The sequence below is a fragment of the Pantoea sp. GL120224-02 genome, assembly GCF_900215395.1.
Taxonomy (GTDB): domain Bacteria; phylum Pseudomonadota; class Gammaproteobacteria; order Enterobacterales; family Enterobacteriaceae; genus Pantoea; species Pantoea communis.
In genome coordinates this window covers 43,045-67,124 of the sequence record NZ_OBEC01000011.1, presented here as the reverse complement: position 1 = coordinate 67,124, position 24,080 = coordinate 43,045, and the positions used below count along the sequence as shown (strand labels likewise).

Sequence of the window (24,080 nt, the reverse complement as noted above, 5' to 3'; positions counted from 1 at the left end):
ATTTCCTAACGCCCGGTAAAAAGTGGCGGCTCATGTTATGCGCTAATCCGCTATTTACTTCGCCACCGGGAGATCTGCGTATCGGGTGGTATACGCCGGAGATAACATCTCACGCTTCATCGCCCAGGATTTCTGGATTCCTTGTCCGGCGAACCATAGCTTCCCTTTCCCGCTTTGATTAATGCCATCGATCACCCGCATCAGCGTTTCGCTATTCGCCTGCGGCTGGATGTCATCAAACAAATTGAGCTGCGCCACACCCTGACTGAAGAAGTCACCTAACATTACCCCCGCTTTCATATAGCGGCACCCTTCCCGCCAGATGCGATCCAGCGCCTCGGTGGCCACGCGGATAATATCGCGGCTGTCATTGGTGGGCGTTAGTACTTTAATGATCGCCTGATTACCGTAAAAGATTTCACCCTCCGCATGCGGGCTGGTGCGAATAAACACGCCGATCTGTCGACAATACTGCCGTTCGCCACGCAACTTTTCGGCGGCGCGCACGGCATAGTTGCACACCGCTTCACGCATATCGGCGTACTCCGTGATACGTCCCGCAAACGAGCGTGAGCAGACAATCTGCTGCTTCACGGGCGCAAACTCTTCCAGTTCGAGACAGGGCTCACCGCGCAGCTCGCGCACGGTGCGCTCCAGTACCACATTGAAGTGCTTACGGATCACCCAGGTGCTCTGCTCCGATAAATCCAGCGCGGTGGTGATGCCCATGGCATTCAGCTTCTTGCTGATACGACGCCCTACGCCCCACACATCCGCCACATCGACTAACGCCATTAACTTCTTTTGCCGCTCAAGGTTGGAGAGATCCAGCACGCCGCCGGTTTTACTCCATTTCTTAGCGGCATGGTTAGCCAGCTTGGCGAGGGTTTTGGTGGGCGCGATCCCCACCCCCACCGCCAGATGCGTTTCGCGTTTCACCCGCTGCTGGATTTCCCGTCCGAACTCTTCCAGCACGCGGCAATTCCGCACGCCCGTCAGGTTCATAAACGCTTCATCGATGGAGTAGATCTCAACGGCGGGTGCCATCTCTTCCAGTATCGTCATCACGCGCAGACTCATATCGGCGTAGAGCGCATAGTTAGAGCTGAACACATGCACGTTATGGCGACGCAACACATCTTTGATTTTGAAATAGGGGCCGCCCATGCCGATATCCAGCTTCTTGGCCTCGGCCGAACGTGCGATGACGCAGCCATCGTTGTTGCTTAACACAATCACCGGCTTGCCTTTGAGATCCGGCCTGAATACCGTCTCACACGAGGCATAGAATGAGTTCACATCCACCAGCGCAAACATTACCGTCTCAGCGTTTTGATGACATGTTTAACAACACCGAAAATCTCAAACTGATCCGGGTCGGGAATGGGAATGATGGCGTGTGCCGCATTCATCGGTTTGAGGTGCAAGCAAGGCTTCAGCATCAGCTGCTTCACCGTGAATTCCCCCGCGATAGCAGCCACCACCACATCACCCTGCTCAGGTTCTACAGCACTATCGACGATCAGCATATCGCCATCACTGATTCCGCCCTCAATCATCGAATCACCGCTGACTTTGATGAAGTAAGTGGCGCTGGGATGCGTGACGCAGAGATCATTGAGGTCAATACGCTGCTCAACGTAATCCTGCGCCGGTGACGGGAAACCGCACGGCACACGACTGATAAACAAGGGCAAACTGAGGATGGCGCGGAGTTCCGCCGGTTGATAAAACACCATAATGATGGCCTTCGAAAATATACTGTATATAAATACAGTATTACTGATCGGGTTGTTTGATCAAGCGGGATCCTTCGGGATGATGCAAAGCAGTTGGCAGGAAAGGAGATTTAGTTTTGGCGGGTTTTAACGGTGAGATGGATGTGCTGCGGTGGTTTTGGGCTAGGGTGAAAGGAGGGTTCGCTACAAAGTTGAACGACTGTTTTTCTCACGACTTCATATAGGAAATGCACTTTGCCTCAACCTCAAGACCAGCGCATGCGCCGAACGGCCTTTATTGCGGATACCACTGCACTGATTTTATTTTTCACCACGACGGGCATGATTAATGAACGATGGATCGCCGGCATGGCGTGGGATCAGGTCCTGCATGCCCGTTTGATTGGTGCCGTTTTGATGGTGCCGGTTGCCCGCCCTTATGGCTTGTGGCGCGATTGGGTAATGCAGCGTGCGGGATCGGGCCGGGTTTCGAAACTGCTGTGGGACAGTATCGCGCTGGTGAGTTTTCAGGTGCCGATCTATGCAGCAATCATTGCTTTTAGCGGTGCATCAGGCAGTGGACTGGTGCGTGGGACGCTCGGTGCTGCGTTGATGATGCTATGTTTGGGAAGGCCTTATGGCGCGTTTCTAAATTGGGTGCGGGGGTTGTTTGGTTTGCCGCCGGGCGGAGAAAAGCCGATGTCATTGGATAGCTAAATGATTCTCAACCGGAAGCGAACAAAAATTATTCGAATAGCCTGTGAAAGGGTGTGTTAACCTTTTGATGAACAGGCACTTTTCCCACATAAATAATCCGTTTTTTATAAAATCATTAAAGCCAGTGCCTCACGCTGTATTAAAAATGCCCCCCCATTCCGCATGATGGAAACGCCAGATTGAATATTTAAAGGCTCCGCTTTTATTGATCATAAAAATCCACACCATGACATTATTAAGACGAGTCGTAATGCAATATTGAAAATAGCTTCTAAGTTTAAATTGAGGTTGTCATTAATTCGATCTGATGGAGGATTTTCATTGTTATTTCAAGATCATGAAAAAAGCCATATTATCATTGGTGAAGCCGCATTAAGCCTTGCTTTATGTCGAAAGGACATCAGTGTTGCAAACCTTTTTTCACAGCTTGGTTTGATGTCTAAATCAGAGAATAATATTGACCGCTTGACTCAAATCGCTAAGCCAGAAACTGGTTAATGAGCTTTGAGTCATCTTCAGTCGCCGAGGAGCAAATACCTTATTTGCAAACCTTAGTTAGCCTGAATAATGAACTGAATTAACGATTAATGAACTGAAGCCAAAGGACGTAATCCGGTTCCGGCCGGAAGACGACGAAGCGGATGACCTCATCGGTTACGCGTAAGCGTATACCGGCCGGAGACACTGTCAGGGACGACACTCTCAAAATGAGTTGCCAGAATCAGTCTTTCGCTACACCACTGGCGAAGCAACTGAGTTATCAGGCATAAGCTGATAATACACTCCACGTAAAACATCCCCGCATAACAAACCGCAAACATCGAAGATGCCTTTGAGCATAAATTGTTCTGGTAAGATTTATCGACGATGCCAGAACGGTTTTTGGTGATAACCGCCCTCCCAATTTTGACAAAATGCGCTAAATTTATTTCATATGTGGTTTCGACATGAGTCGAAATTACACCCTGTACAGAACCCGCACTCTACTAATAGATTGCGATTGTTATACGTTACAGCCTGACCACAATGACGTTTGAGTAGCGGACATAAGGGATAAAATCATGTATCAGAGCGCACAACAGTCAACTAATAGCGCGAAGTCTTTCCTTCACTTAGATGCGCTTCGCGACAAAGCCACTGCTGAAACCGTTGTGATTGAAGCGGCCGCGCGTGAAATCACCCAACGTGGCGTGAGAGTCACCAACGGTGCCGTGATTTTGCAATTGATCACTGAAGTGCAGAAGGCCTCTGATCCCGTGCAAATCGATCTGTTACTCAACGCCCTAAAAATCGTGGTCGGGATGACTCCCGGTGAAGCGGAACGCTGGGCATACTTCAACTGGTAACAGTGTTTATGAAGGCTAAGCACATCCTCGGCCATTGATATTGTTGCGACAGAAGCCCCACATCAAGGAAACAGACGGTAAGCACTCAATATTTTAAAGAATGCAGGTATCAGCTATACGCGCCAGGTATCGACAAACACGAAGTGGAGGATTTTCTGTCACCTTATTTAGTGAGGTCATATTAGGCGCCTGCAAATTTCGACGCTGTTCGCGCCGGAAAGACAAGATCTGCTTCACGCTGAAAGCCGACCTGACATCTCGCCAGTTGGTCCATTCCGTACCAGAAGCTGTAGTTCAATCAGCAATGCCTTAGTTGCGTAATGAAATGGATGACGAACAGTGTTCTGTTTACGTAAGGTAAATGCTCATTCCTCCGCCAAAAAAAGGACTAAGCATGGGCAGGTTTCAGGGTAAACGTATACTGATCACTGGTGGTACAAGTGGCATGGGACTGGCAGGCGCGCTGCGCATTATCGCTGAGGGTGGTGATGTAGCTATTACAGGGCTCAGTGAAGAAAGACTGGAACGCGCCCGTACTCTGCTGCCTAAAACATCGCTTATTTTGAAAAGTGACTCTGCAAGCGAAGTTGACATCAATACGCTAAAGGAAGCTATTAGCGATTGGGGTTCACTTGATGGATTATGGCTCAATGCTGGCTTCGCGGAGGTCAGTTCTCCGGAATCTGTAACGGCGGATTCTTTTAATCGTATGATGAACGCAAATGTGCGCGGCCCGATGCTACAGCTTGCCGCCCTATCAAAATCACTTAATTCAGGTGCATCCGTTCTGGTTACTTCGTCCTCTTCAACTTACGAAGGTGCGGCTATGACAAGCCTGTATGCAGCGACGAAAGGTGCCGTTATCGCCATGGTCAAAAGCTGGGCATCTGCGCTGGCGGAACGTGGCATTCGCGCCAACACTTTAGTGCCAGGTCCAATTGAAACTAATTTCAGGCACTTTATGCCAGAGGAGTCGCGTCAGCAGTTTGAAGATTTCGTGGTAAGCCAGGTTCCTTTAGGTCGCGCAGGCACAGCAGAAGAAGCCGCTGCGGTTGCACTCTTCCTCCTGTCCGATGACGCATCCTATGTTACTGGCAGTCAGTATGCTGTAGATGGCGGGCTGGTACATTACTGATGTGTCTATAAGGAGTTATGAAATCTATCGAGTAGATTCAATAAAGTCTGCTGTTCGCTCACAGTGGATCTTGGCTGTTGTAGATGTCCGCTCCGTGCCAACAACGGAAGTAGCACACGCACTTTCATCCGCACAGTAAACAGCGATCCAGAAAGTAAGCGATCAGAGTTTGTCGGACGCATCGCTGAACAGGCAATTCGTGTTAAATATGTAGGCCAGTTGATTAAAAAGCAGCATGGCCATGGCAGTCCTTTTGCCAGTGTGGGTTTTCCCGATAATACTGACAAGCCTACAACTTTGATGCTAGGTTAGAGGTAGTCAAGGTCTGGCTTCTATATCAAAACGTACAGATTGAATGATACCTTGACCCCTTTCATACATACCTAACGTAATTAACTGCAATCTGAAGTGATATTATTCGTGCCAGTTATGCCAAACACAAAAGTTGCAATGGCAAATACCAAGCATCAAAGTGGAATATTTTTCCCGCATGGAGCAGGTAGTAAACGATAATGACCGAGCTTAAAGCTGCATCTGAGTCTGAAGAGTCCAAACGCTTGCCGGCCCGGCATGGCGCACCCTGGGAGTACCGAGAGTTTCTTGAACTGGTCAATGGGATCAAATGCGGACACACTACGACTCAACTTGCAAAGCTCCACCAGCGCACCTCCGGCAGCATAACTGCAGCAGCAATGCGTTTGATCCCATCGGCAGACAAACCGGCAAGCCATATTCATGCGGTGGAAGTGCTAGCCATCTATATGCGCGAGAAGGGAGATGTCGATCTCCATTCGCTGGTTCAAGCAATTTGTCCGGCACCTGTTATCCGCAAGGGTGTCGTTTCTGCCCGAAACTTAACATTACAACCAACACCTGATGGTCAGCAATCAACAAGTGGCGCTGGCAACCTACAAGCGCCGGATAAAAGCCATGAGCTTAACGTATACACAGAGTTCCCGGCAGATAACGCCACTGACGCCGATGTACTGATGCTCGTCAGTGCTGCAGTGGCAAATTTGCCCAAAGAGCGTGATCGGAACGCGCTTGAAATGCGCCTCGGTGTAGACGATCAGCCCCACACATTGGCTGAAATTGGAGAGGAATGGGGCGTATCCAGGGAGAGAGTGCGTCAAATTCAGGAACGAGGATTTAAACGTTTAGCAGCACGCGCACGCTATGAGGGCACATATGGCTCAGCACTGAAAAAACTGCTGGAGCCAGCTTCTACCTCCACCGATGAATTGGCATTGTGGTTGTTCAATACAGTTCGTTTTGATTTCGTCATTCCGCTTAGACTGGCAGCGAAGTTCATTCTTCGCACTGCCGGTTTCACCGTTCAGAAAGTAACTGAAGTGACCGCATTGTTGCCCGCTATAGAGCGGTCACACAAGGCGCAATTGCGTAAGCAGAACCGCAATCGAGCAGTAATGGAAAGAACCGAATCTGTCATCACCGGTTGGTTGAATGACAGTGAATGGCCAGAGGCCATCACACCGCCCCCACCCACTGAGCAGCTTACAAACCAGCGTCTGGTCAACGATTCGGATATTGCCGGTAATTTCTACTCTGAGAAACTCGACCGTATGGTGCAATACGAATCCGGGCTTGAGCTTGAAATATTGACACTGCTGGAACGTAGTGAACAGATAGACTATTATCAGGAACAGCCAGCCGTCATCCCCTATACCTTCGGGGGGAGAAATCGATATTATTACCCAGATCTGTTCATCGCTACGGTAGACGGCCGTGGCTTGCTTATAGAGATAAAACCGACAGACAGAATGGCGCTAAGCATCAACCGGGTCAAATCAAATGCAGGACGAACATGGGCGCACGCCCGTGGATGGGGTTGGTTAGTGATGAGTCTTCGGCATACGCTTCGTCAGGTCGAGGATTACCAAATCCCCGTTTCCATTGTGGCGTTGCTGGATAACGAACTGAAAGAGCATGGCGTTATAACTTGGAGTGACTTGATAAATTTACGCGCGCAGCACGGTCTGAAGCGATTCGATATCACGGCCTATATAATTCAGTCAGATGCCGAATTTGACGGGGCATATAGCATCAAGCCCAAAAGATCGTGCGCTCTACATTGGCAGCACAGTGAAATGACACACAGCGCTCCACATGCACGAATAGGAGAATAGAACCAAAGATGTATTTTCATGAATTATATCTCGAATAGTGAATCACGAGGTCGATATAAAAAAAGTCTCTCCAGCTATCATGACTTGCTCCCCGCGGATTAATGCACCGCGATTTTAGTAATGCCATCATCAGTGGTTAGAACCGTTACCAGCTTCCGCCGAGCGCTCACTTCGGACCCCACAGTCCTACAGGCATTTCCGCTACGTGCCAGGAGCTGACATTGAGATATGTTAATTATGGTTCGCAGGCCAACTGAAAAATACAGTTTCTAAATCTACAAGCACCAGAAAATTCCAATAGAAAAAAAGATCAAGCAATCGAACCTTTACGTATTTATTTACGCCGCTAAGCTTTAATTATTATGGAAATAACCTTGAAATCACCTTACGCCATAAAGAACTTTTCTTTTCAGTGTCAGCCGATGAATTAGCCCAAGATGGATTCATCAAATCACTCGGTAATAAATATTTGCGATCATCATCATCGACAACGACGGCATCTAACTTGACCGCGATCTGCAACATCTTACAATACAGGGCCTCACAGGGTTGCTTGGTGTAAATTCGTCCATCATACCATTCGAGCCAAGGTTCATTATGTGGTTGATGGACATTCCATGTAGCAAAGAAATCACCATTCTTATTATCAATTGATAATTCTTCATCATTATAAACGAGCTGAAGCCATTCTTCACTCGTAATTGGATCATTTGAACTATCAAACCAATTTTCTGTTCTTACGATATGAAGTTCCCAGCCCATGAACACCTCCATTTATTTATGAATATTGCCATTTGTTGAAATGTAAAGCGAAAGCCTGATATTTATGTTGTGAGTATGCATCAAACAATACTAGATCAGCCAGCATCAATGATCAGATATATTTGCAGGCAAAAAAATTGCTCGGACAGAGCGATAGAGACATTCTCCGCTTTGATTTACTCAGTACGAATCTAGTTATTGAACATCAGTTGTGATAGCTACGCCTGACGTCCGTTCCTCGCTCTCAGCAGACATTCAGCTCAGTCAGATGGTCCGCTGTGTGCCAACAGCGGATATTGTTCCCTCGCAACATTATGCGTTAATCACTGGCGATCAGGTCGATCTCTATGAGATCTATACGTTTACTGAATGCTAGTTAAACCCCAACGTAGTCACTAGTAATAGAGTTATCGACATAGCTGTCTATCATCAATGCTGGCGGGGCATTCGCATAGGGGACATTTACTGTTCCAAACCAGATAGGATTAGCCGCGCAGACGGAGCCACAAATGTAGGCTGGTATGCCCGCAAACCTCGGTCGTCTGAATTACACGGCAGTATCAATGAAGGGTAACTTTGCTGATTTAGGCAGTCAGCTATCTGTTTATAAGCTTCCTGCCAATGCCCATCGGTTAGATCACCTGTAAGCACCAGTACATCCGGTTTCAGATGCATAAGCCAATTTAATACTTGGTCAAACGGAAGTAGATGATCATTTTCGGGTGAGGCGTGAATATCTGAAACCTGCATTATCAGCAGAAAGACCTAAAATAATTATTTTGTGAAGAACAGGATCACAATGAATCGCTAAGTTCAATTCCTACTGCTTAGAGCTAATATTAGTATGGATGCGAATGCTCATCTCCTCGCTCGCAGCGGACCATTCGAACGAACAAGCCTGCTCTGTGCCATGATCACACGTTTTTGTCGTTATTTTTCGCAAAGCTCCCTGCACAGGGCTAGGTAATCAGGTGATATAACTGCTACGCAGCACTTTTTCCTCAATTAGGATGTCTCAATCACAAGAGTAGGCGCTAATCACAATGAAAGGATGCGAAAATGTTATCTAGTGTAGACTGGATGGTATAGGTGATTTTTTATCTTCGATGTAATCGTTATACTAATCATAGTTATTTCTTTATTCATCGGTATAGAGAAATGCAAATATAGGGAAAGTTCACATGCTTATTTAGGCTATATTAAGCATAGATCTGCTTATGGTTTTTAATTCTAACTGTAACACGCTCTGGAATTTCTGAGACAGATAATTTTTGCCACGTCCTCTTGTTAAACCATTTGAATCACCCCGCGCTTGCAGCCGCATCGAAAGATAACTTTGTTCAGTTATCCCGTTCTTATCACCCCATGCTATGGATAATCAACCTCTCTTGAGGCCCCTTGTAATCAAGCCGAATTAACGTCCGCTCAACGCGGATGCTGGCCTGCGCACAGCACACTCTGTGCCGAGGCGGAAATGGAAAATAGCGTGACATTTTAAATGAAAGGCTAAATAATTTGCATCGATAGATGCATATTTCATTGTGTGAACTGACTCTGCTTTTTGCTAGCGTATTAATCGGGAGTTATCCTCGAGTGTTGCAGTTTCATCTGTTTGTGATAAGGTTTTAGTAGGACATGAAGCGCGTAAAGGGATAATAGAATGAAGAAGATAATATCAGCAATATTGATTTTTTTTATATTGCCAGCATCAAGTTGCCTTGCAGTTGAAAATAAAACGATACATTTCATTTTTGGGGTTAGTGATCTTTATTCACCTGTGCTTTCTGATGAAGAAAACAGGTCTGTACTGGAAAGTCTGACAAAGGGGGCTACTGTTACGGCAACATACAGACATACTACTCGCAAGTTTCATTGGTTTTCAACAATGAGCGGGGTCACTACGTTCCTTGATCCGGGATACAAATATACATCAAAAGATGAAACTCGCAGTTATACACTTTTACCAGAAGCCGATAACCGATCTATTTTAGGGGTTGATATGCCGGTATCGCTGGATGGTGACTATGTGCTTGCTGAATTATACGTACAACTATATCCATCACTATACCAACAACCCGGATATCTTGCGACAATAAAGAATTTGCCTGAAAAAGACCTGAAGTTTTCCCGTGAATTCAGAGGCTCATCATCATTTAGGTATCTTGTCAGCCAGGATAAAAGAAGAACACAAAGTCCTGTTAACGAACATCAAGGGTGTCTCTTTGTCACTACCCCCTATGGCTATCCTGATACCACCATTCCGGTTGTAACACTTGTTGGTACAAATTTAACAAATATGCGTCTAACCAATATTATGCATCAGCGTTGCCCACTAGTTAATATAAATACCAATGAGAAATCGACGGTTCTTACTGGACATTTACCACCTGCGAGAATAGCGGCTGCTCAAGCTAATATAGACTACTCTACAACTAAAGGTATTACCCAAAAATCGGGGGCGCTCCATCCTGTCAATAAAGAGATGGCTCGATGGTATCAACGAAATGATGAAGGGGTTTATGCTGCCTTACAGGCATTTGGACCTTTTAAGTTATTTAGGATGCGTATCCGTTTTGATGCGGCGTATCCCGAAGGAAAGCGACTACCGATACGAACTGAAAGCTGGTATCTCTATAATGAAAAATTAGTTAAATACTCTGGTTCAATTTATTATCTATCCACTGACAATGAAAAAAGTATGTCAGCAGATGAAGTGGTTTATTTTCATGACGAAAAAAAAGTTTTCAATGAGAGTAAAAAGGATAACTGTAATACACAGGGCTGTCAGAATGCTCTTGCTGATATACAACATCATTCAACTAATTCTTGGGATGATTTACAACGAGAAGCAGTGCGCTATATGCAACTCACTTTGATTCCAATAACTGATGATGAATGATCTGACTTGCATTTAACATTTCAACAGTTAGTTTTAATTCACAATCTAGGGGCTTGCTAAAAGCCCTGAAAACTTAAAAGCCAGTACCCATCCCGGTGACGTATCCATAACTTAGGTAGGGGGCTTTTACGTCTCCTTTTCGCTCACAGCGGACCTTACCCGCCAGCCGCCAGCCGCCAGCCGCCAGCTTACCAACAAAATACACCCCAAAACATTATGGTAAATCCCGTGTTGTGCTGTGCTCAGGCAGTTGTATCTCGAAACTACTTCAGCAAACATCTCTTAAGCACAAATATGGAGCACCTACCATGAACATAACCAAAATCGACCACATCCACGTCTACGTTGACGATATCGAGAAAGCAGAACGCTGGTATCAGGAAATCCTTGGCTTCACCCGCGATAGCTCGCTGTACTTCTGGTTTGAACAAGGAGGGCCGCTGGTCATCAGGAATAATGGCGCATCGCTTTCCCTCTTCCTGAGAAAATCACATCACCCAGGCCACACCATGGCTTTCGCCGTAAACGCGTCAACGTTTCTCGAACTGATACCTATCCTCAAGTGCAAAAAAATCGCCTATACCGTCAGTGATCACGATGTCTCCATGTCCCTATACTTCAGCGATCTCAGTGGCAACAAGATTGAAATAACGTCCTGGGAATATACGCAGGCAAAACAGATATTGGAAAACGCGGGATAACGATTCGCCAGTCAGGAATAAATAACGCTACAATCAATAACGGACTAACATTTTGAAAGGAGTCAAAAATTGAAATTTCACTATTCGCTTCATCGCCTTGGTCTGATAAAACAATGGCAAAAGGACCGATTCAGAATTGCATTTTTCATTCTCATCGGCCTATTCTTTTCAGCCGTGATCAAATGGCTATTACCCCAATTAACTCATGATAATATCACCGGCGGCTTTACCGGTATGCTATGCGGGCTTGCAGCAAGCTTTTGGCTTACTAATATTGCGTGGCTTACATTTAAGACCCCCATTCGCCAAAGCGACCTGGATTCCGTTCTGGAGAAATACCATTACCAGCAAACTGAGCAAGGTTATTATGAGCTGCAGATAGCGAAATACCGAAGATTCAAATCCCAGCGCATTTATATACGCAACGATGGCAATGACATCACGCTTGAAGGCCCCTACAACACCCTTAAAAGAATCATCAATCATCTCAATAAATAGCCGGGAACTTTGAGGGGCCAATATTAGATGACTGGAACAAATATCAATCCAGTCATCGTCAGTCTTAACCGTGCATCACCACATTAAACCCTTCATTCGCGTGCGGTGCGACGAAGTAACTGCTAATCACCTCGAACTGCGCATCGGTCGCCGTGAAGTCATGTTCACCTTCTGCATTACGCGCATGCAAACGGCTTTTGCACACCGCATCGGGCACATCGATAAAGTGCAGCTGATGTTCCGCCTGTGCACTCTGGATCACCGCCTTCATCCACTGACGTTGGCCGACGGTGTTCGCCGGGAAATCCAGCACCACTGACACACCTCGCTGTAACAGTGCGATTAGGTGTGGCGTCATCGCATTGCGTAGCTTGCCCGCACAACGCACGTAGTCCGCAACATCCTGCATCTCTTCGGCGAACAAATGTGCCAGCCAGGCGTCTTCGCTGATAATCACCGCGCCAGTTTGTTGGGCCAGTTGATGTGCCAGCGTGGATTTTCCGGCAGCGATTTTACCGCACAGCAGATGCAAAACAGGACGAGATGTGGACACAGACGCAGATTCCATTAGCCAGCTCCAGATAAAATGACGCTCTACCATGCCGTTAAATGCCGGTCCAGTAAAGCCTGGCATCTACACTTACGCTATCTCTGCAAAAAATAAGGAGACGCATGATGAGTCAACGCCTGCATAAAATCGACTTTCCGGTCAGCAAGGCGCGGAAGTATCTGGAACCTGGTCCGGTGGTGTTGCTGAGTTCGCAATTTGAAGATCACCACGACATCATGACGCTCGGCTGGCACACCATTCTGGAGTTCTCGCCGTCATTGGTCGGCTGCATGATCGCCAACGGCAACTACAGTCATGAGCTGATTCGGCAAAGCGGACAGTGCGTGATTAACATCCCCTCGGCGGATTTGGTGGATAGCGTGGTGGCGATTGGTAACTGCCATGGCGATCGCCTCGATAAGTTCGATGCCTTTCACCTCACGCCAGAACCGGCAAAAGTGGTGAATGCGCCGCTGATCGATGAGTGCTTCGCCAGCTTTGAGTGTCAGCTGTATGACGATTCGATGGTGAATAACTACGGCTTCTTTATTTTCGAAATCGTCAAAGCGCATGTCGCCGATAAACCGGAATTTCCGCCGACGCTGCACTACACTGGCGAAGGACGTTTTACCGTAATGAGCAATAGCGTGCTCGACAAGCACCATGATTTTAAGCCAGAAATGTTAATTTAAGCGGCTTGAATTCGCCTTCGAGCGCCCTCACAGTAACGCTTTCGACCTGACAGGAGTAATAACAATGGCAACCGAATATGCGGTGATCGCCGGTGGCTGTTTCTGGTGTACCGAAGCAGTGTTCAAAGATGTGATTGGCGTGGAGTCAGTCGAAAGTGGGTATACCGGCGGGGAGCGCCCGAACCCAACCTATGAGCAGGTGTGCAGCGGTGCCACCGGCCACGCCGAAGCGATCCGCGTCGGTTTCGATCCCGAGCAGGTGAAATATGGCGACCTGCTGGATATCAGCTTTGCAACGCACGATCCAACGCAGCTGAACCGTCAGGGCAACGACGTCGGTACCCAGTATCGTTCAGCGATCTTCCCGGCGAATCCAGACCAGGAAGCCGAAGCGATTGCCGCCATTGCGCGTGCGCAAGCCGATCTCAACGTGCCGGTGGTGACCACCATCGAGCCGCTGAAAGAGTGGTATCCGGCAGAAGATTATCATCAGGATTACTGGGATGGCGCCGGCCAGCGTAACGGCTACTGCATGGCGGTGATTCCACCGAAACTGCAGAAGCTGCGTAAGAGCTTTGCCAACCGCGTGAAGCAGGGCTAATCCAGCCCCCTAAGATGCGGCCTCTGCACGCCGCATCCAGTCTGCTTATCACCATCAAAGGTCGTCATTTATGACGACCTTTTTGCATTAAAGCGTCATAATAGCGCCCTCTTCTCTTCAGGGAGCGATGATGACCACGCCTCAACCCGCAATCCCCGCGCGCAAGCGGCCCATGAAACTCAACACGCTGGTGACGCTGATGCTCAGCGCGGTGATCGTGCTGGTGCTGCTGAGTGTGCACATGTTCTATTTCTTCCAGATTGGTGCTTCAACCCGTGCCCAGTTAGAAGATAAAGCCATGGCGGTGGCCCGCACGCTGGCAAGATCGCCGGAGATTCAGCAGGCGCTGACGCAACCGGTGGCCAATGCCAATATTCAACCCATCGCGAAAGCCGTGGAAGAGAGCAACAATCTGCTGTTTATTACCGTCACCAATATGGACGGTATCCGCTATTCTCATCGCAATCCGGAACTGGTCGGCAAGCACTTTATCGGCGAAGACATTGGGCCCGCCCTGCGCGGCCATGAAAACGTCTCGGTGAACAAAGGTTCTCTGGCAAAAGCGCTGCGCGTGTTTACCCCGGTGTATAACGCGGAGGATCGGCAGATCGGCGTAGTGGCGATCGGTATTTCCCTTGATGCCGTGACCGATCAGATCAACGAAAGCCGCTGGAGCATTATCTGGACCATTCTGATTGGTACGCTGGCAGGCGCGATTGGCACCCTGGTGCTGGTGCGCGTGCTGAAACGCATCTTATTCGGCCTCGAACCCTACGAGATTTCCACTCTGTTTGAGCAGCGTCAGGCAATTCTCAACTCGGTCAAAGAGGGCGTGGTGGCGATGGACGATCAGGCGCAGGTGACGCTGGTGAATCAGGCCGCGCGCACCCTGCTTAATGAGCCGTCGTCCAGCGGTATGATTGATAACGAGGGCATTGATGATGCCTCGGTGATCAACCAACACCTGCGAGATGTGCTGCACAGCGGCCGTGCGCGTCGTGATGAAGAGCTGAATGTGAATGGTCGCTTGCTGTTGTGCAATACGGTGCCGGTACGCAGCCAGGGACGCATTATTGGCGCGGTCTGTACTTTCAGGGACAAGACCGAAATCAGCCGACTGATGCAGCGTCTGACGGGCATGGTAAACTACGTCGATGCGTTGCGGGAGCGCTCGCACGAGTTCATGAACAAGCTGCACGTGATCCTCGGCCTGCTGCACATGAAAAACTATGCGCAGGTGGAAGCGTATATTTTGAAAACCGCCAATAATTACCAGACTGAGATTGGCTATTTGCTCGATCGCATCAAGTCACCGGTGATTGCCGGTTTCCTGCTGAGCAAGATCAATCGCGCTTCGGATTGCGGTCATCGCCTGACCATCAGCGATGCCAGCTATGTGCCCGACAGCGGTAACGAAGACCAGATGGCGGCCCTGATCACCGTGGTCGGTAATCTGGTGGAGAACGCCATCGATGCGCTCAGCGAGCAGACCGAAGGCGAGATCCACGTGATGCTGCACTATCAGAACGGCTGGCTGGCGTGCGAAGTGAGTGACGATGGTCCCGGCATTGAGCCGGCCAATCTGGCGACAATTTTTGATAAAGGGTTCTCCACCAAAGGAGAGAACCGTGGTGTGGGCCTGTTCCTGCTGAAACAGCAAACGGAAAACCTCGGTGGCGGCGTGACCGTTGAGTCAGAACCCGGCGTATTTACCCAATTTTTAGTACAACTTCCCTGGGATGGAGGAAACCAATCCGCATGATCAATGTGTTAGTGGTCGATGATGACGCCATGGTCGCTGAGCTGAACCGTTCTTTTATCGGTCAGGTTCAGGGCTTCCACTGCTGTGGAACCGCTTCGACCCTGAAGCAGGCCAAAGAGATTCTGTTCAACAGCGACACCCCGATTGATTTGGTGCTGCTGGATATCTACATGCAGCAAGAGAATGGCCTCGATCTGTTGCCGGAACTGCGCAAAGCCCAGAGTTCGGTGGAAGTGATCATCATTTCATCCGCTGCCGATGCCGAAAACATCAAAACTTCGCTGCACTACGGCGTGGTGGATTATCTGATCAAGCCGTTCCAGTTCCCGCGTTTTGAAGAGGCGCTCACCAGCTGGCGGCAGAAGAAGTCGCTGATGGATAATCAGCACTACTATCAGCAGTCTGATGTCGATCTGTTGATCCATGGTAACCCGGCCACGCAGCATGACAACAAGCGCCTGCCGAAGGGTTTAACGCCGCAGACGCTGCGCACCTTGTGTCAGTGGATTGATGCCCATCCCGGCCATGAGTTCTCCACCGATGAGCTGGCGGCGGAAGTGAATATTTCGCGCGTGTCGTGCCGTAAATATCTGATCTGGCTGGCGCAGATTAATATTCTGTTCACCAGCATTCATTACGGCGCCACCGGCCGTCCGGTGTATCGCTATCGTTTACAGCCGGAATACCATTCGCTGTTGCAGCAATACTGTCAGTAACGCAGCTGCCAGTCGACATCGCGCTGCTGGAACTGAAAGTGGCGCGGTGAAGAGCAGATGATTTGCCGATCGCGCGTCACAAACACCGCATCCAGATCGGGCTGGTCGGCCAGATAAGCCAGCCCCTGCTCCACGCCCATGCCGTACAGCAGTGTGGTGTAGATGTCGCCATCCAGTGAGCGGTCGGAAATCACCGTCACGCTCAGTAACTCGTTGTCCAGCGGATAGCCGGTGTGTGGATCAAAGATGTGGTGCCAGCACTTGCCGTCCAGTTCGAAATAGCGCTCGTAAATCCCCGATGTCACCACCGATTTGCCCTGCACTTGCAGCACGCCCAGCAGTTCATCCTCACGCCCAAACGGCTTTTTCAGGCCAATGCTCCAGCCTTGTGGCTCATGTGGTGGCGCACCGAGGGTTTGCACATTGCCCCCGAGATTGATCAGCGCCTGCGGCACGCCGTGCTGGCGCAAAAACGACTGCACCACATCCGCGATATAGCCTTTGGCAATGGCACCGAGATCGATCTCCATACCCGGCTGTTGCAGGAACACCGAACGGTCTGCCTCGTTGAGGATCACCTGATGTGGATCGGTGAGCGGCAACAGTGCGGCAATCTCATTGGCGGGTGGCACGGCACGGCCCTGAAAACCAATCTTCCAGCGTTTGACCACCGGACCGATGGTGAAGTTGAATGCGCTGCCGGGTGACACACTGACGGCATGTGCGACGCTGATCAGGCGGAACACCGCCTCACTGACGCGCACTGCATGGCGTCCCGCTGCCTGGTTGATCGACATCACTTCGGATTCGGCACGATTGACGGTGAACAGGTTTTCCTGCTGCTTGATAAGTTGGAAGACCTGACGGGCTAAGGTGGGGTTATCGTCGAAGAGTTTGAGCAGAATGGGCGAACCCATCAGAACAGCAGAGTAGGAGTAGACGCCTTCGGTCATAGAGCCTCGTTTACCCGCCATATTGCACGCCAGTGCCTTATGCATGTCACCCGGTGACCGACGGTTGTCAGTCACCGTAATTCACACTCTAACGCCTTACTCTGGTACGCAATATTTTGGGTAATTAACGTTAATTAGTTTCCTAACGCCAGTTTAGCCGCATTGTGACCGGCCTTGATACCAAAGATGATGATATCCGCTACTGCATTACCGCCGATACGGTTCGCACCGTGGATACCGCCGACCACTTCACCAGCAGCCCAGGCACCGGGAATCACCTGTTTTTGCGCATCCAGCACCGCAGTATCGGTGTTGATGGTGACGCCGCCCATAGTGTGGTGCACCCCTGGGGCGATACGGATGGCGAAGTACGGGCCTTTATTCAGCGGGTGACGCAGCGCCGTTTTACGACCAAAGTCTTCATCATCCTGCTTCGCCACGAACTCGTTGTAACGACCAAGTGTGGTTTGCAGCGCTTCCTGATCCATGTTGAGTTTGACCGCCAGCTCGTGCGGGGTTGGTGCGCTAATCACAAAGCCTTTGGCGATATATTCATCGGCCGCTTTGTTATTAGCACGCACCTGCTCATCAAACACGATCCATGCGCTTTTCTCTGGCAGTGCGATGATCTCAGCAGAGACTTTGTCACGGGTTTCCATCTCATTGTAGAAACGCTTACCCGCCTGGCTGACCAGAATCGCCCCGCCGCCACGCATCGCTTCGGAGATCAGATAAGACGTAGTCTGCTCAACCGTTGGGTGAATCTGGATCTCACCCATATCCACGGTATCCGCACCGATTTTTTGCAGCATGGCGATACCGCTACCGGTGGCACCTTTGTGGTTGGTGGTGACGAAGCCATCCAGTTCCGGGCGATATTTCACCACCATTTCGCGGTTAGCACTGAAACCGCCGGTGGCGACAATCACGCTTTTCGCATTAAGAATGCGGCTGTCATTGTACTCATCCACCACTTTGACGCCGGTAACGGCACCGTTTTCCACCAGGATCTCTGAAACTGAGGTCTCCAGCAGCACTTCGATTTCACGCTGGTTGACGTTTTTCACCAGACCGCTGATCAGGAAGCCACCGACGGCAGAACGATCTTCCGGGCGGTGCGTACGGTCGATGCTCATGCCGCCAGTGATGGTGATGTCGCACAACTCGATATTTTTCGCCGCCAGCCACTCAATCGCTTCAGGCGCCTGCTCAACAAACTCGCGCAGCAGCACCGGGTTGTTTTTGAATTTACCGCCCTTCAGCGTCTCTTCGTAGAACAGCTCTTTGCTGTCTTCGATGCCTTTCAGTTTCTGATAGCGGGTTTCGGCGGCGTTCATGCCCACCGAGGCTTTGATGGTGTTACCGCCAATGGTCGGCATCTTCTCGATGATCACCACGCGTGCGCCGTCATCGTGCGCCTGAATCGCCGCCGCCAGACCGGCACCGCCCGTGCCCACCACTACCACGTCATAATTGACCGGTGCGTTCGGGTTACCGCCCTCTTCAATCACATACTCTTTACTGGAGGTGGTCAGTGCGCGGGAGACCGCTTTTTTCAGCGCCTCACTCTGTGTGGTCGCACCGGTGATGGCATCGACGTGCGGGCTGTTCGCCACCAGAATGCGTTCACGCAGGCTTTCAAAGGTACTGGTAAAGTCGACATCCAGGCTGGGATCCGGCACCAGTGAGATATCAGTGATACGGTCGGTGTCGAGGGTGACGTTGATTTTCAGCTTCAGCGCTTCGGCTTCCACTTTCGCCTGGTAAACCCCGGCTTTGTATTTACGATGGCCATCGCTGACGTCACGGATCATCGCATCCACCAGCGAGAAGCGCCACAGCGGTTCTGGAATCGTCAGCGCCTCACGCTTGGTGCTGTCGATGTAGAGTTCCATGTGCTCGTTTTTGATGATGCGATCGGCCCAGTCCGGATAGGCGATGCAGGCTTTACCGACCGCCACCAGATCAAAGCCGTGCTCCAGCGCATTCTCGGCATCTTCTTTATTCACCACACCGCCGACACCAATCACCGGCACTTTCGCCAGCGTGGCAGAGCGTTCGGCCAGGTATTTGGTGATCAGGGGCGTGGGATCTTTGGTATCGACAATCGATGGACGCAGCAGCTGTCCGACGGAGAAGTGCACGTAGTCCAGACCGCGCGCCGCCAGTTTTTCCAGCAGATACATCGTGTCGTCCCAACGGATGCCGGGAACTTCCAGCTCTTCCGGTGAGAAGCGATAACCGATGATGAAGTCAGCCGCCGCAAAGCGATCGGCCATTTTATGGGTGATCTCCAGCACTTCCATTGGGAAGCGCGCGCGGTTATCGCGGCTGCCGCCCCATTTGTCGTCACGCTGGTTGGAGTTAGGCGAGTAGAACTGCTGAATCAGATAGGTGTTCGCGCCGTGGATCTCAACGCCATCGAAACCGGCTTTAATTGCGCGGTTCACCGCATCACCAAACTTGGTGATCATCACATCGACTTCTTCAGCGGTCAGCGCTTGCGGCTTGGTGGCACCGTCACGCGGTGCGGCAATAGCGCTCGGTGCAACAGGGGTTTTGCCGCCAATCAGTGCCGGTTCCACCATGCGGCCACCGTGGTAAATCTGCAGAATGGCTTTTGAACCTTCAGATTTGATCGCATGGGCGATTTTCGCCAGCCCGGCAATTTTGTTGTCGCTGTCGATACCCAACGCGCCAGGGAAAGCCGGGCCACGGTTATCAATAAAGCAGCATTCGACAATCACCGTACCGATACTGCCCGCACGTACGCGGTAATACTCGACCAAATCGCTGGTGACACCGCCGTCAAAATAGCCGGTACAGGTGGTCATCGGGGCCATCACCAGACGGTTTTTCAGCACCGCACCTTTTGGCAGCGTTAGCGGGTTAAGGATTGGGGTGAGCTTATTCATAATGAGCAACTCCAGAATTAAGAAATTGTGTATTCAATTCTTTGGCGGTTCGGCGCGGCTTTATAATTATTTAAGTGGTCCGATTTCATGGCGTAAATATACCATTTTATTTAGTTACATAACCCAGAATGTTAGTTATATAAGTTTTACGTTTAGAAATGATATTTGATGCTCATTGCTGGAATTAGCGCTCCGATAAGTTTTAACCAAGACTTGACAAAAATCAACTTTTTCCTTACATTTAAAACAAATGTAGTACTATCATAAAGATAAAAGCCTCCAACCCGCCTCATTTTGCTCGATTTTTCGCGTTTCGATAGTTTGTAGCGTTTAATCCACAGCAGACAGAAAGTTAAATAAAAAGCAAAAGATAAAAATTAAAAAACAGTGCATATTTTTTATTGATCTAGATCAAAGGAGATATTTTAATTAATCGCATCTTAGCTGCATTCAATTGATAATTCGCGTATCGAATTTGCAAAGCAAAGTTTCATCAAAGAACAAAATTTAAATTGTCACGACTCATCTGCTGCACGCATGTTGAAACCAAAAGAACAGTGTGTTCGTGACAATCAATCGCATTCTTCCTAACTTGCAGACAAAACTATGAACACACAAACAACCCAGAGTGCCTCCCCCGTAGTGCCTCCTGCGGCGCCGGGGAAAAAGAATCGCCTGATTATGTTGTGCCTGCCGATCATTGTGGCGGTGCTGTTGCTGTTGGTCCCGACCCCTGCCGGGCTGGAACCTTACGCATGGCACTTCTTTGCTATCTTCGTTGGCGTGATTGTCGGGCTGATCTTTGAGCCGCTGCCCGGTGCCGTTATCGGCCTGACTGGCGTGGTGGTGATAGCGCTGTTCAGCCAGTGGGTGCTGTTCAGCCCGGCCGAACTGGCGGATCCCAAGTTCAAAACCGCCGCACAGTCGTTCAAATGGGCAGTGAGTGGCTTCGGCAACTCCACCGTCTGGCTGATCTTCGGTGCCTTTATGTTTGCCGCCGGCTACGATAAAACCCAGTTCGGACGCCGCCTGGCGCTGATTCTGGTGAAGTATCTCGGCCGTCGCAGCCTGACGCTCGGTTACGCCATCACCTTCGCGGACCTGTTACTGGCACCGTTTACGCCTTCTAACACCGCGCGCAGCGGCGGTACCATCTACCCGATCATCGCCAACCTGCCGCCGCTGTACGGTTCCAAACCGAATGACCCGAGCGCACGTAAGATTGGTTCTTACCTGATGTGGGTGGCTATCACCGCCGCCTGTATCACCAGTTCAATGTTCCTCTCTGCACTGGCACCGAACCTGCTGGCGCTGGCGCTGGTAAAAAGCGTGGTGGGCTTCGAAATCTCCTGGGGTATGTGGTTCCTCGCCTTCCTGCCGCTCGGCGTGCTGTTGATTCTCACCATGCCGCTGCTGGCCTACTGGCTCTATCCGCCGGAAGTGAAGGTTAATGACGAAGTGCCACGTTGGGCGACCGCTGAACTGGCGAAGCTCGGCAAGCTGTCACGCAACGAAATCCTGCTGCTGGTGTTTGTGGTCTCAGCACTGATGATGTGGATCTTCGCTGCCGCATGGATTGAACCGGCGATGGCCGCCCTGCTGGTTATCGTGCTGATGCTGTGGACCGGTGTACTCAACTGGAACGATATCACCAGCAACAAAGCGGCATGGAATACCTTTGCCTGGTTCGCCACGCTGGTCGCCCTGGCGGATGGCCTGGCACGTGTGGGCTTTATCGCCTGGCTGGGTAAAGAAGGTGCGCAGCTGCTGCACGGTTATGACCCACAAGTCTCGGCGGTGGTGTTGCTGGTGGCCTTCTACTTACTGCACTACCTGTTCGCCAGTACCACTGCGCACACCACTGCACTGTTGCCAGCGATGCTGACCATTGCCGCCTCGATTCCGGGCATCAACATGCCAGTGTTCTGCCTGATGATGTGTGTGTCCCTGGGTGTGATGGGTATTATCACCCCGTACGGCACAGGCCCAAGCCCGATTTATTACGGTAGCGGCTATCTGCCAACCAAAGATTACTGGCGTCTCGGTACTATCTTTGGCGCTATCTTCCTGATTGCTCTGATGGTAATTGCTTACCCATGGATGGTGATGATGTTCTGATGATGTTGCTCCGATGTTAAAATCGGAGCCGCGCAGAGCCGTGAAAGTGTTATGATGCTCGCCAGTCAGCCCTTGCGGAGGGCTGGCGAGAGAAAATCAAAAAACAGATCGCCTAATTTGTCACCTGCCACTCTGACAGGCGACACGAAGCTAAGTGAGCCAACATGTCGAACAAACCCTTCTATTATCAGAATCCCTTTCCTCTCGCCAAAGATGATACCGAATACTATCTGCTGAGCCGCGATTACGTCTCAGTAGCCAACTTCGATGGCGAAGAGGTGTTGAAAGTCGATCCGAAAGCCCTGACGCTGCTGGCGAAGCAGGCATTCCATGATGCTTCATTCATGCTGCGCGCCTCGCATCAGGCGCAGGTTGCCGCGATTCTGGCCGATGACGAAGCCAGCAAGAACGACAAATACGTTGCCCTGCAGTTCCTGCGTAACTCGGAAATCGCTGCCAAAGGTGTGTTGCCGACCTGCCAGGACACCGGCACGGCAATCATCATGGGCAAAAAAGGCCAGCGCGTCTGGACCGGCGGTGGCGATGAAGCCGCGCTGTCACAAGGCGTCTATAACACCTTTATTGAAGACAACCTGCGTTACTCGCAGAACGCCGCGCTGGATATGTACAAAGAGGTCAATACCGGCACCAACCTGCCGGCGCAGATCGACCTCTACAGCGTGGATGGCGACGAGTACAAATTCCTGTGCATCGCCAAAGGCGGCGGTTCTGCCAACAAAACCTATCTGTATCAGGAAACCAAAGCACTGATTACCCCGGCCAAGCTGAAAAACTACCTGGTCGATAAAATGATGTCGCTCGGTACCGCAGCCTGCCCGCCATACCATATCGCGTTTGTGATTGGCGGCACCTCAGCAGAGAGCACGCTGAAAACCGTCAAGCTGGCTTCCACCCACTACTACGATTCCCTGCCGACCGAAGGTAACGAACACGGTCAGGCATTCCGAGACGTGGCGTTGGAGCAGGAACTGCTGAAAGCCTCACAAGAGCTGGGCCTCGGCGCACAGTTCGGCGGTAAATACTTCGCCCACGATATTCGCGTGGTGCGTCTGCCGCGTCATGGCGCGTCTTGCCCCGTTGGCATGGGTGTGTCCTGCTCGGCTGACCGTAATATCAAAGCCAAGATCAACCGCGAAGGCATTTGGATCGAAAAACTGGAAGATAACCCAGGCCGCTATATCCCGGAAGAACTGCGTCAGCAGGGCGAAGGCGAAGTGGTGAATGTCGATCTTAACCGCCCGATGAGTGACATTCTGGCGCAACTGTCATCCTATCCCGTGGCAACCCGCCTGTCGCTGAACGGCACCATTATCGTGGCGCGTGATATCGCCCACGCCAAACTGAAAGAGCGCATCGACAACGGCGAAGGTTTGCCGCAGTACATCAAAGATCATCCGGTGTATTACGCGGGCCCGGCGAAAACCCCGGAAGGTTATGCATCCGGCTCACTCGGCCCAACCACTGCCGGTCGTATGGACTCCTACGTTGACCTGCTGCAGGAACACGGCGGCAGCATGGTGATGCTGGCGAAAGGCAACCGCAGCAAACAGGTGACTGATGCCTGCCATAAACACGGCGGCTTCTATCTCGGCAGCATCGGCGGCCCGGCCGCGGTGCTGGCGCAGCAGAGTATTAAGAGTCTGGAGTGCGTGGAGTACGCGGAACTGGGAATGGAAGCCATCTGGAAGATTGAAGTGGAGAACTTCCCGGCGTTTATCCTGGTGGATGACAAAGGCAACGACTTCTTCCAGCAGATCCACAATCAGTGTTCTGCCTGCGTGAAGTAAGGCTTTTAGCCGTGCTAAAACTAAAAATCCGCGGCTTATGGC

General features: G+C 50.5%; 21 protein-coding genes. 14 read left to right on the top strand and 7 right to left on the bottom strand.

Annotated features, from left to right (window positions below; translation table 11 throughout):
• Positions 1–54: 54 nt before the first annotated feature.
• Both umuC and umuD read right to left on the bottom strand, forming a co-directional pair.
• Positions 55–1,317 carry a translesion error-prone DNA polymerase V subunit UmuC gene (gene umuC / locus CRO33_RS19010; RefSeq protein WP_097119227.1) on the bottom strand — a complete coding sequence of 421 codons (1,263 nt, stop codon included), beginning with the start codon at positions 1,315–1,317 and terminating at the stop codon, positions 55–57.
• A complete protein-coding gene (umuD, locus tag CRO33_RS19005; protein WP_034821888.1) occupies positions 1,317–1,739 on the bottom strand; it encodes a translesion error-prone DNA polymerase V autoproteolytic subunit in 423 nt (140 codons plus the stop codon). The genes umuC and umuD overlap by 1 nt, the downstream gene beginning before the upstream one ends.
• A 258-nt stretch (positions 1,740–1,997) precedes the next feature.
• On the opposite strand from umuD, the gene alaE reads away from it, so the two are divergent.
• The 5 genes from alaE (at position 1,998) to CRO33_RS18980 (ending at position 7,063) form a co-directional block, all read left to right on the top strand.
• The gene (gene alaE / locus CRO33_RS19000) at positions 1,998–2,435 is read left to right on the top strand and encodes an L-alanine exporter AlaE (protein ID WP_097119226.1); all 438 of its coding nucleotides are present in this window, start codon (positions 1,998–2,000) and stop codon (positions 2,433–2,435) included.
• 321 nt (positions 2,436–2,756) lie between these two features.
• Positions 2,757–2,933 carry a hypothetical protein gene (locus CRO33_RS18995; RefSeq protein ID WP_369682982.1) on the top strand — a complete coding sequence of 59 codons (177 nt, stop codon included), beginning with the start codon at positions 2,757–2,759 and terminating at the stop codon, positions 2,931–2,933.
• A gap of 563 nt (positions 2,934–3,496) precedes the next feature.
• Positions 3,497–3,781 (top strand): biofilm development regulator YmgB/AriR family protein, encoded by a 285-nt coding sequence (locus CRO33_RS18990; protein WP_097119225.1) that lies wholly within the window; start codon positions 3,497–3,499, stop codon positions 3,779–3,781.
• A 394-nt stretch (positions 3,782–4,175) separates the two neighbouring features.
• A complete protein-coding gene (locus CRO33_RS18985) occupies positions 4,176–4,916 on the top strand; it encodes an SDR family oxidoreductase (RefSeq protein WP_058959698.1) in 741 nt (246 codons plus the stop codon).
• 512 nt (positions 4,917–5,428) lie between these two features.
• Complete coding sequence (locus tag CRO33_RS18980; RefSeq protein ID WP_097119224.1) at positions 5,429–7,063, top strand: sigma factor-like helix-turn-helix DNA-binding protein; 1,635 nt, start codon at positions 5,429–5,431, stop codon at positions 7,061–7,063.
• Positions 7,064–7,423: 360 nt separating this feature from the next.
• Here CRO33_RS18980 and CRO33_RS18975 read toward each other — a convergent pair whose 3' ends face one another.
• Positions 7,424–7,825 carry a hypothetical protein gene (locus CRO33_RS18975; protein ID WP_097119223.1) on the bottom strand — a complete coding sequence of 134 codons (402 nt, stop codon included), beginning with the start codon at positions 7,823–7,825 and terminating at the stop codon, positions 7,424–7,426.
• A 462-nt stretch (positions 7,826–8,287) separates the two neighbouring features.
• Positions 8,288–8,575 (bottom strand): metallophosphoesterase, encoded by a 288-nt coding sequence (locus CRO33_RS18970; RefSeq protein ID WP_237449383.1) that lies wholly within the window; start codon positions 8,573–8,575, stop codon positions 8,288–8,290.
• Between the two features lie 910 nt (positions 8,576–9,485).
• Between CRO33_RS18970 and CRO33_RS24450 the strand changes: the two genes are divergently transcribed.
• The 3 genes from CRO33_RS24450 to CRO33_RS18960 all read left to right on the top strand — a co-directional run bounded on the left by CRO33_RS24450 (position 9,486) and on the right by CRO33_RS18960 (position 11,923).
• Positions 9,486–10,724, top strand: coding sequence for a hypothetical protein (locus CRO33_RS24450; RefSeq protein ID WP_141399035.1), 1,239 nt, complete (start codon positions 9,486–9,488; stop codon positions 10,722–10,724).
• 308 nt (positions 10,725–11,032) lie between these two features.
• On the top strand, positions 11,033–11,425 hold the full coding sequence (locus tag CRO33_RS18965) for a VOC family protein (RefSeq protein ID WP_097119222.1): 393 nt from the start codon (positions 11,033–11,035) through the stop codon (positions 11,423–11,425).
• A 69-nt stretch (positions 11,426–11,494) separates the two neighbouring features.
• Positions 11,495–11,923: a hypothetical protein gene (locus tag CRO33_RS18960; RefSeq protein WP_097119221.1), complete on the top strand. Its 429-nt coding sequence runs from the start codon at positions 11,495–11,497 to the stop codon at positions 11,921–11,923.
• Positions 11,924–11,987: 64 nt separating this feature from the next.
• Here CRO33_RS18960 and CRO33_RS18955 read toward each other — a convergent pair whose 3' ends face one another.
• Entirely contained in the window at positions 11,988–12,491 is a 504-nt protein-coding gene (locus tag CRO33_RS18955; RefSeq protein ID WP_097119220.1) for an AAA family ATPase, read from the bottom strand.
• Positions 12,492–12,598: 107 nt separating this feature from the next.
• On the opposite strand from CRO33_RS18955, the gene CRO33_RS18950 reads away from it, so the two are divergent.
• The 4 genes from CRO33_RS18950 (at position 12,599) to dcuR (ending at position 16,244) form a co-directional block, all read left to right on the top strand.
• Positions 12,599–13,165 carry a flavin reductase family protein gene (locus tag CRO33_RS18950; protein WP_034821914.1) on the top strand — a complete coding sequence of 189 codons (567 nt, stop codon included), beginning with the start codon at positions 12,599–12,601 and terminating at the stop codon, positions 13,163–13,165.
• Positions 13,166–13,229: 64 nt separating this feature from the next.
• Positions 13,230–13,766, top strand: coding sequence for a peptide-methionine (S)-S-oxide reductase MsrA (gene msrA / locus CRO33_RS18945; RefSeq protein ID WP_097119219.1), 537 nt, complete (start codon positions 13,230–13,232; stop codon positions 13,764–13,766).
• Between the two features lie 130 nt (positions 13,767–13,896).
• Positions 13,897–15,528: a sensor histidine kinase gene (locus CRO33_RS18940; protein WP_034821920.1), complete on the top strand. Its 1,632-nt coding sequence runs from the start codon at positions 13,897–13,899 to the stop codon at positions 15,526–15,528.
• Complete coding sequence (gene dcuR / locus CRO33_RS18935) at positions 15,525–16,244, top strand: two-component system response regulator DcuR (protein ID WP_034821922.1); 720 nt, start codon at positions 15,525–15,527, stop codon at positions 16,242–16,244. Before CRO33_RS18940 ends, dcuR begins: the two co-directional genes overlap by 4 nt.
• Here dcuR and CRO33_RS18930 read toward each other — a convergent pair.
• Together CRO33_RS18930 and CRO33_RS18925 are read right to left on the bottom strand one after the other, a co-directional pair.
• Positions 16,238–17,197, bottom strand: a complete 960-nt coding sequence (locus CRO33_RS18930) for an FAD:protein FMN transferase (protein WP_097119290.1) — start codon at positions 17,195–17,197, stop codon at positions 16,238–16,240. The two genes, dcuR and CRO33_RS18930, sit on opposite strands and share 7 nt — an antisense overlap.
• Positions 17,198–17,331: 134 nt before the next feature.
• Positions 17,332–20,112: a flavocytochrome c gene (locus tag CRO33_RS18925; protein ID WP_097119218.1), complete on the bottom strand. Its 2,781-nt coding sequence runs from the start codon at positions 20,110–20,112 to the stop codon at positions 17,332–17,334.
• 606 nt (positions 20,113–20,718) lie between these two features.
• On the opposite strand from CRO33_RS18925, the gene CRO33_RS18920 reads away from it, so the two are divergent.
• Complete coding sequence (locus CRO33_RS18920) at positions 20,719–22,230, top strand: anion permease (protein ID WP_034821926.1); 1,512 nt, start codon at positions 20,719–20,721, stop codon at positions 22,228–22,230.
• A gap of 164 nt (positions 22,231–22,394) precedes the next feature.
• Positions 22,395–24,038, top strand: a complete 1,644-nt coding sequence (gene fumA / locus CRO33_RS18915; RefSeq protein ID WP_097119217.1) for a class I fumarate hydratase FumA — start codon at positions 22,395–22,397, stop codon at positions 24,036–24,038.
• Positions 24,039–24,080 lie beyond the last annotated feature (42 nt).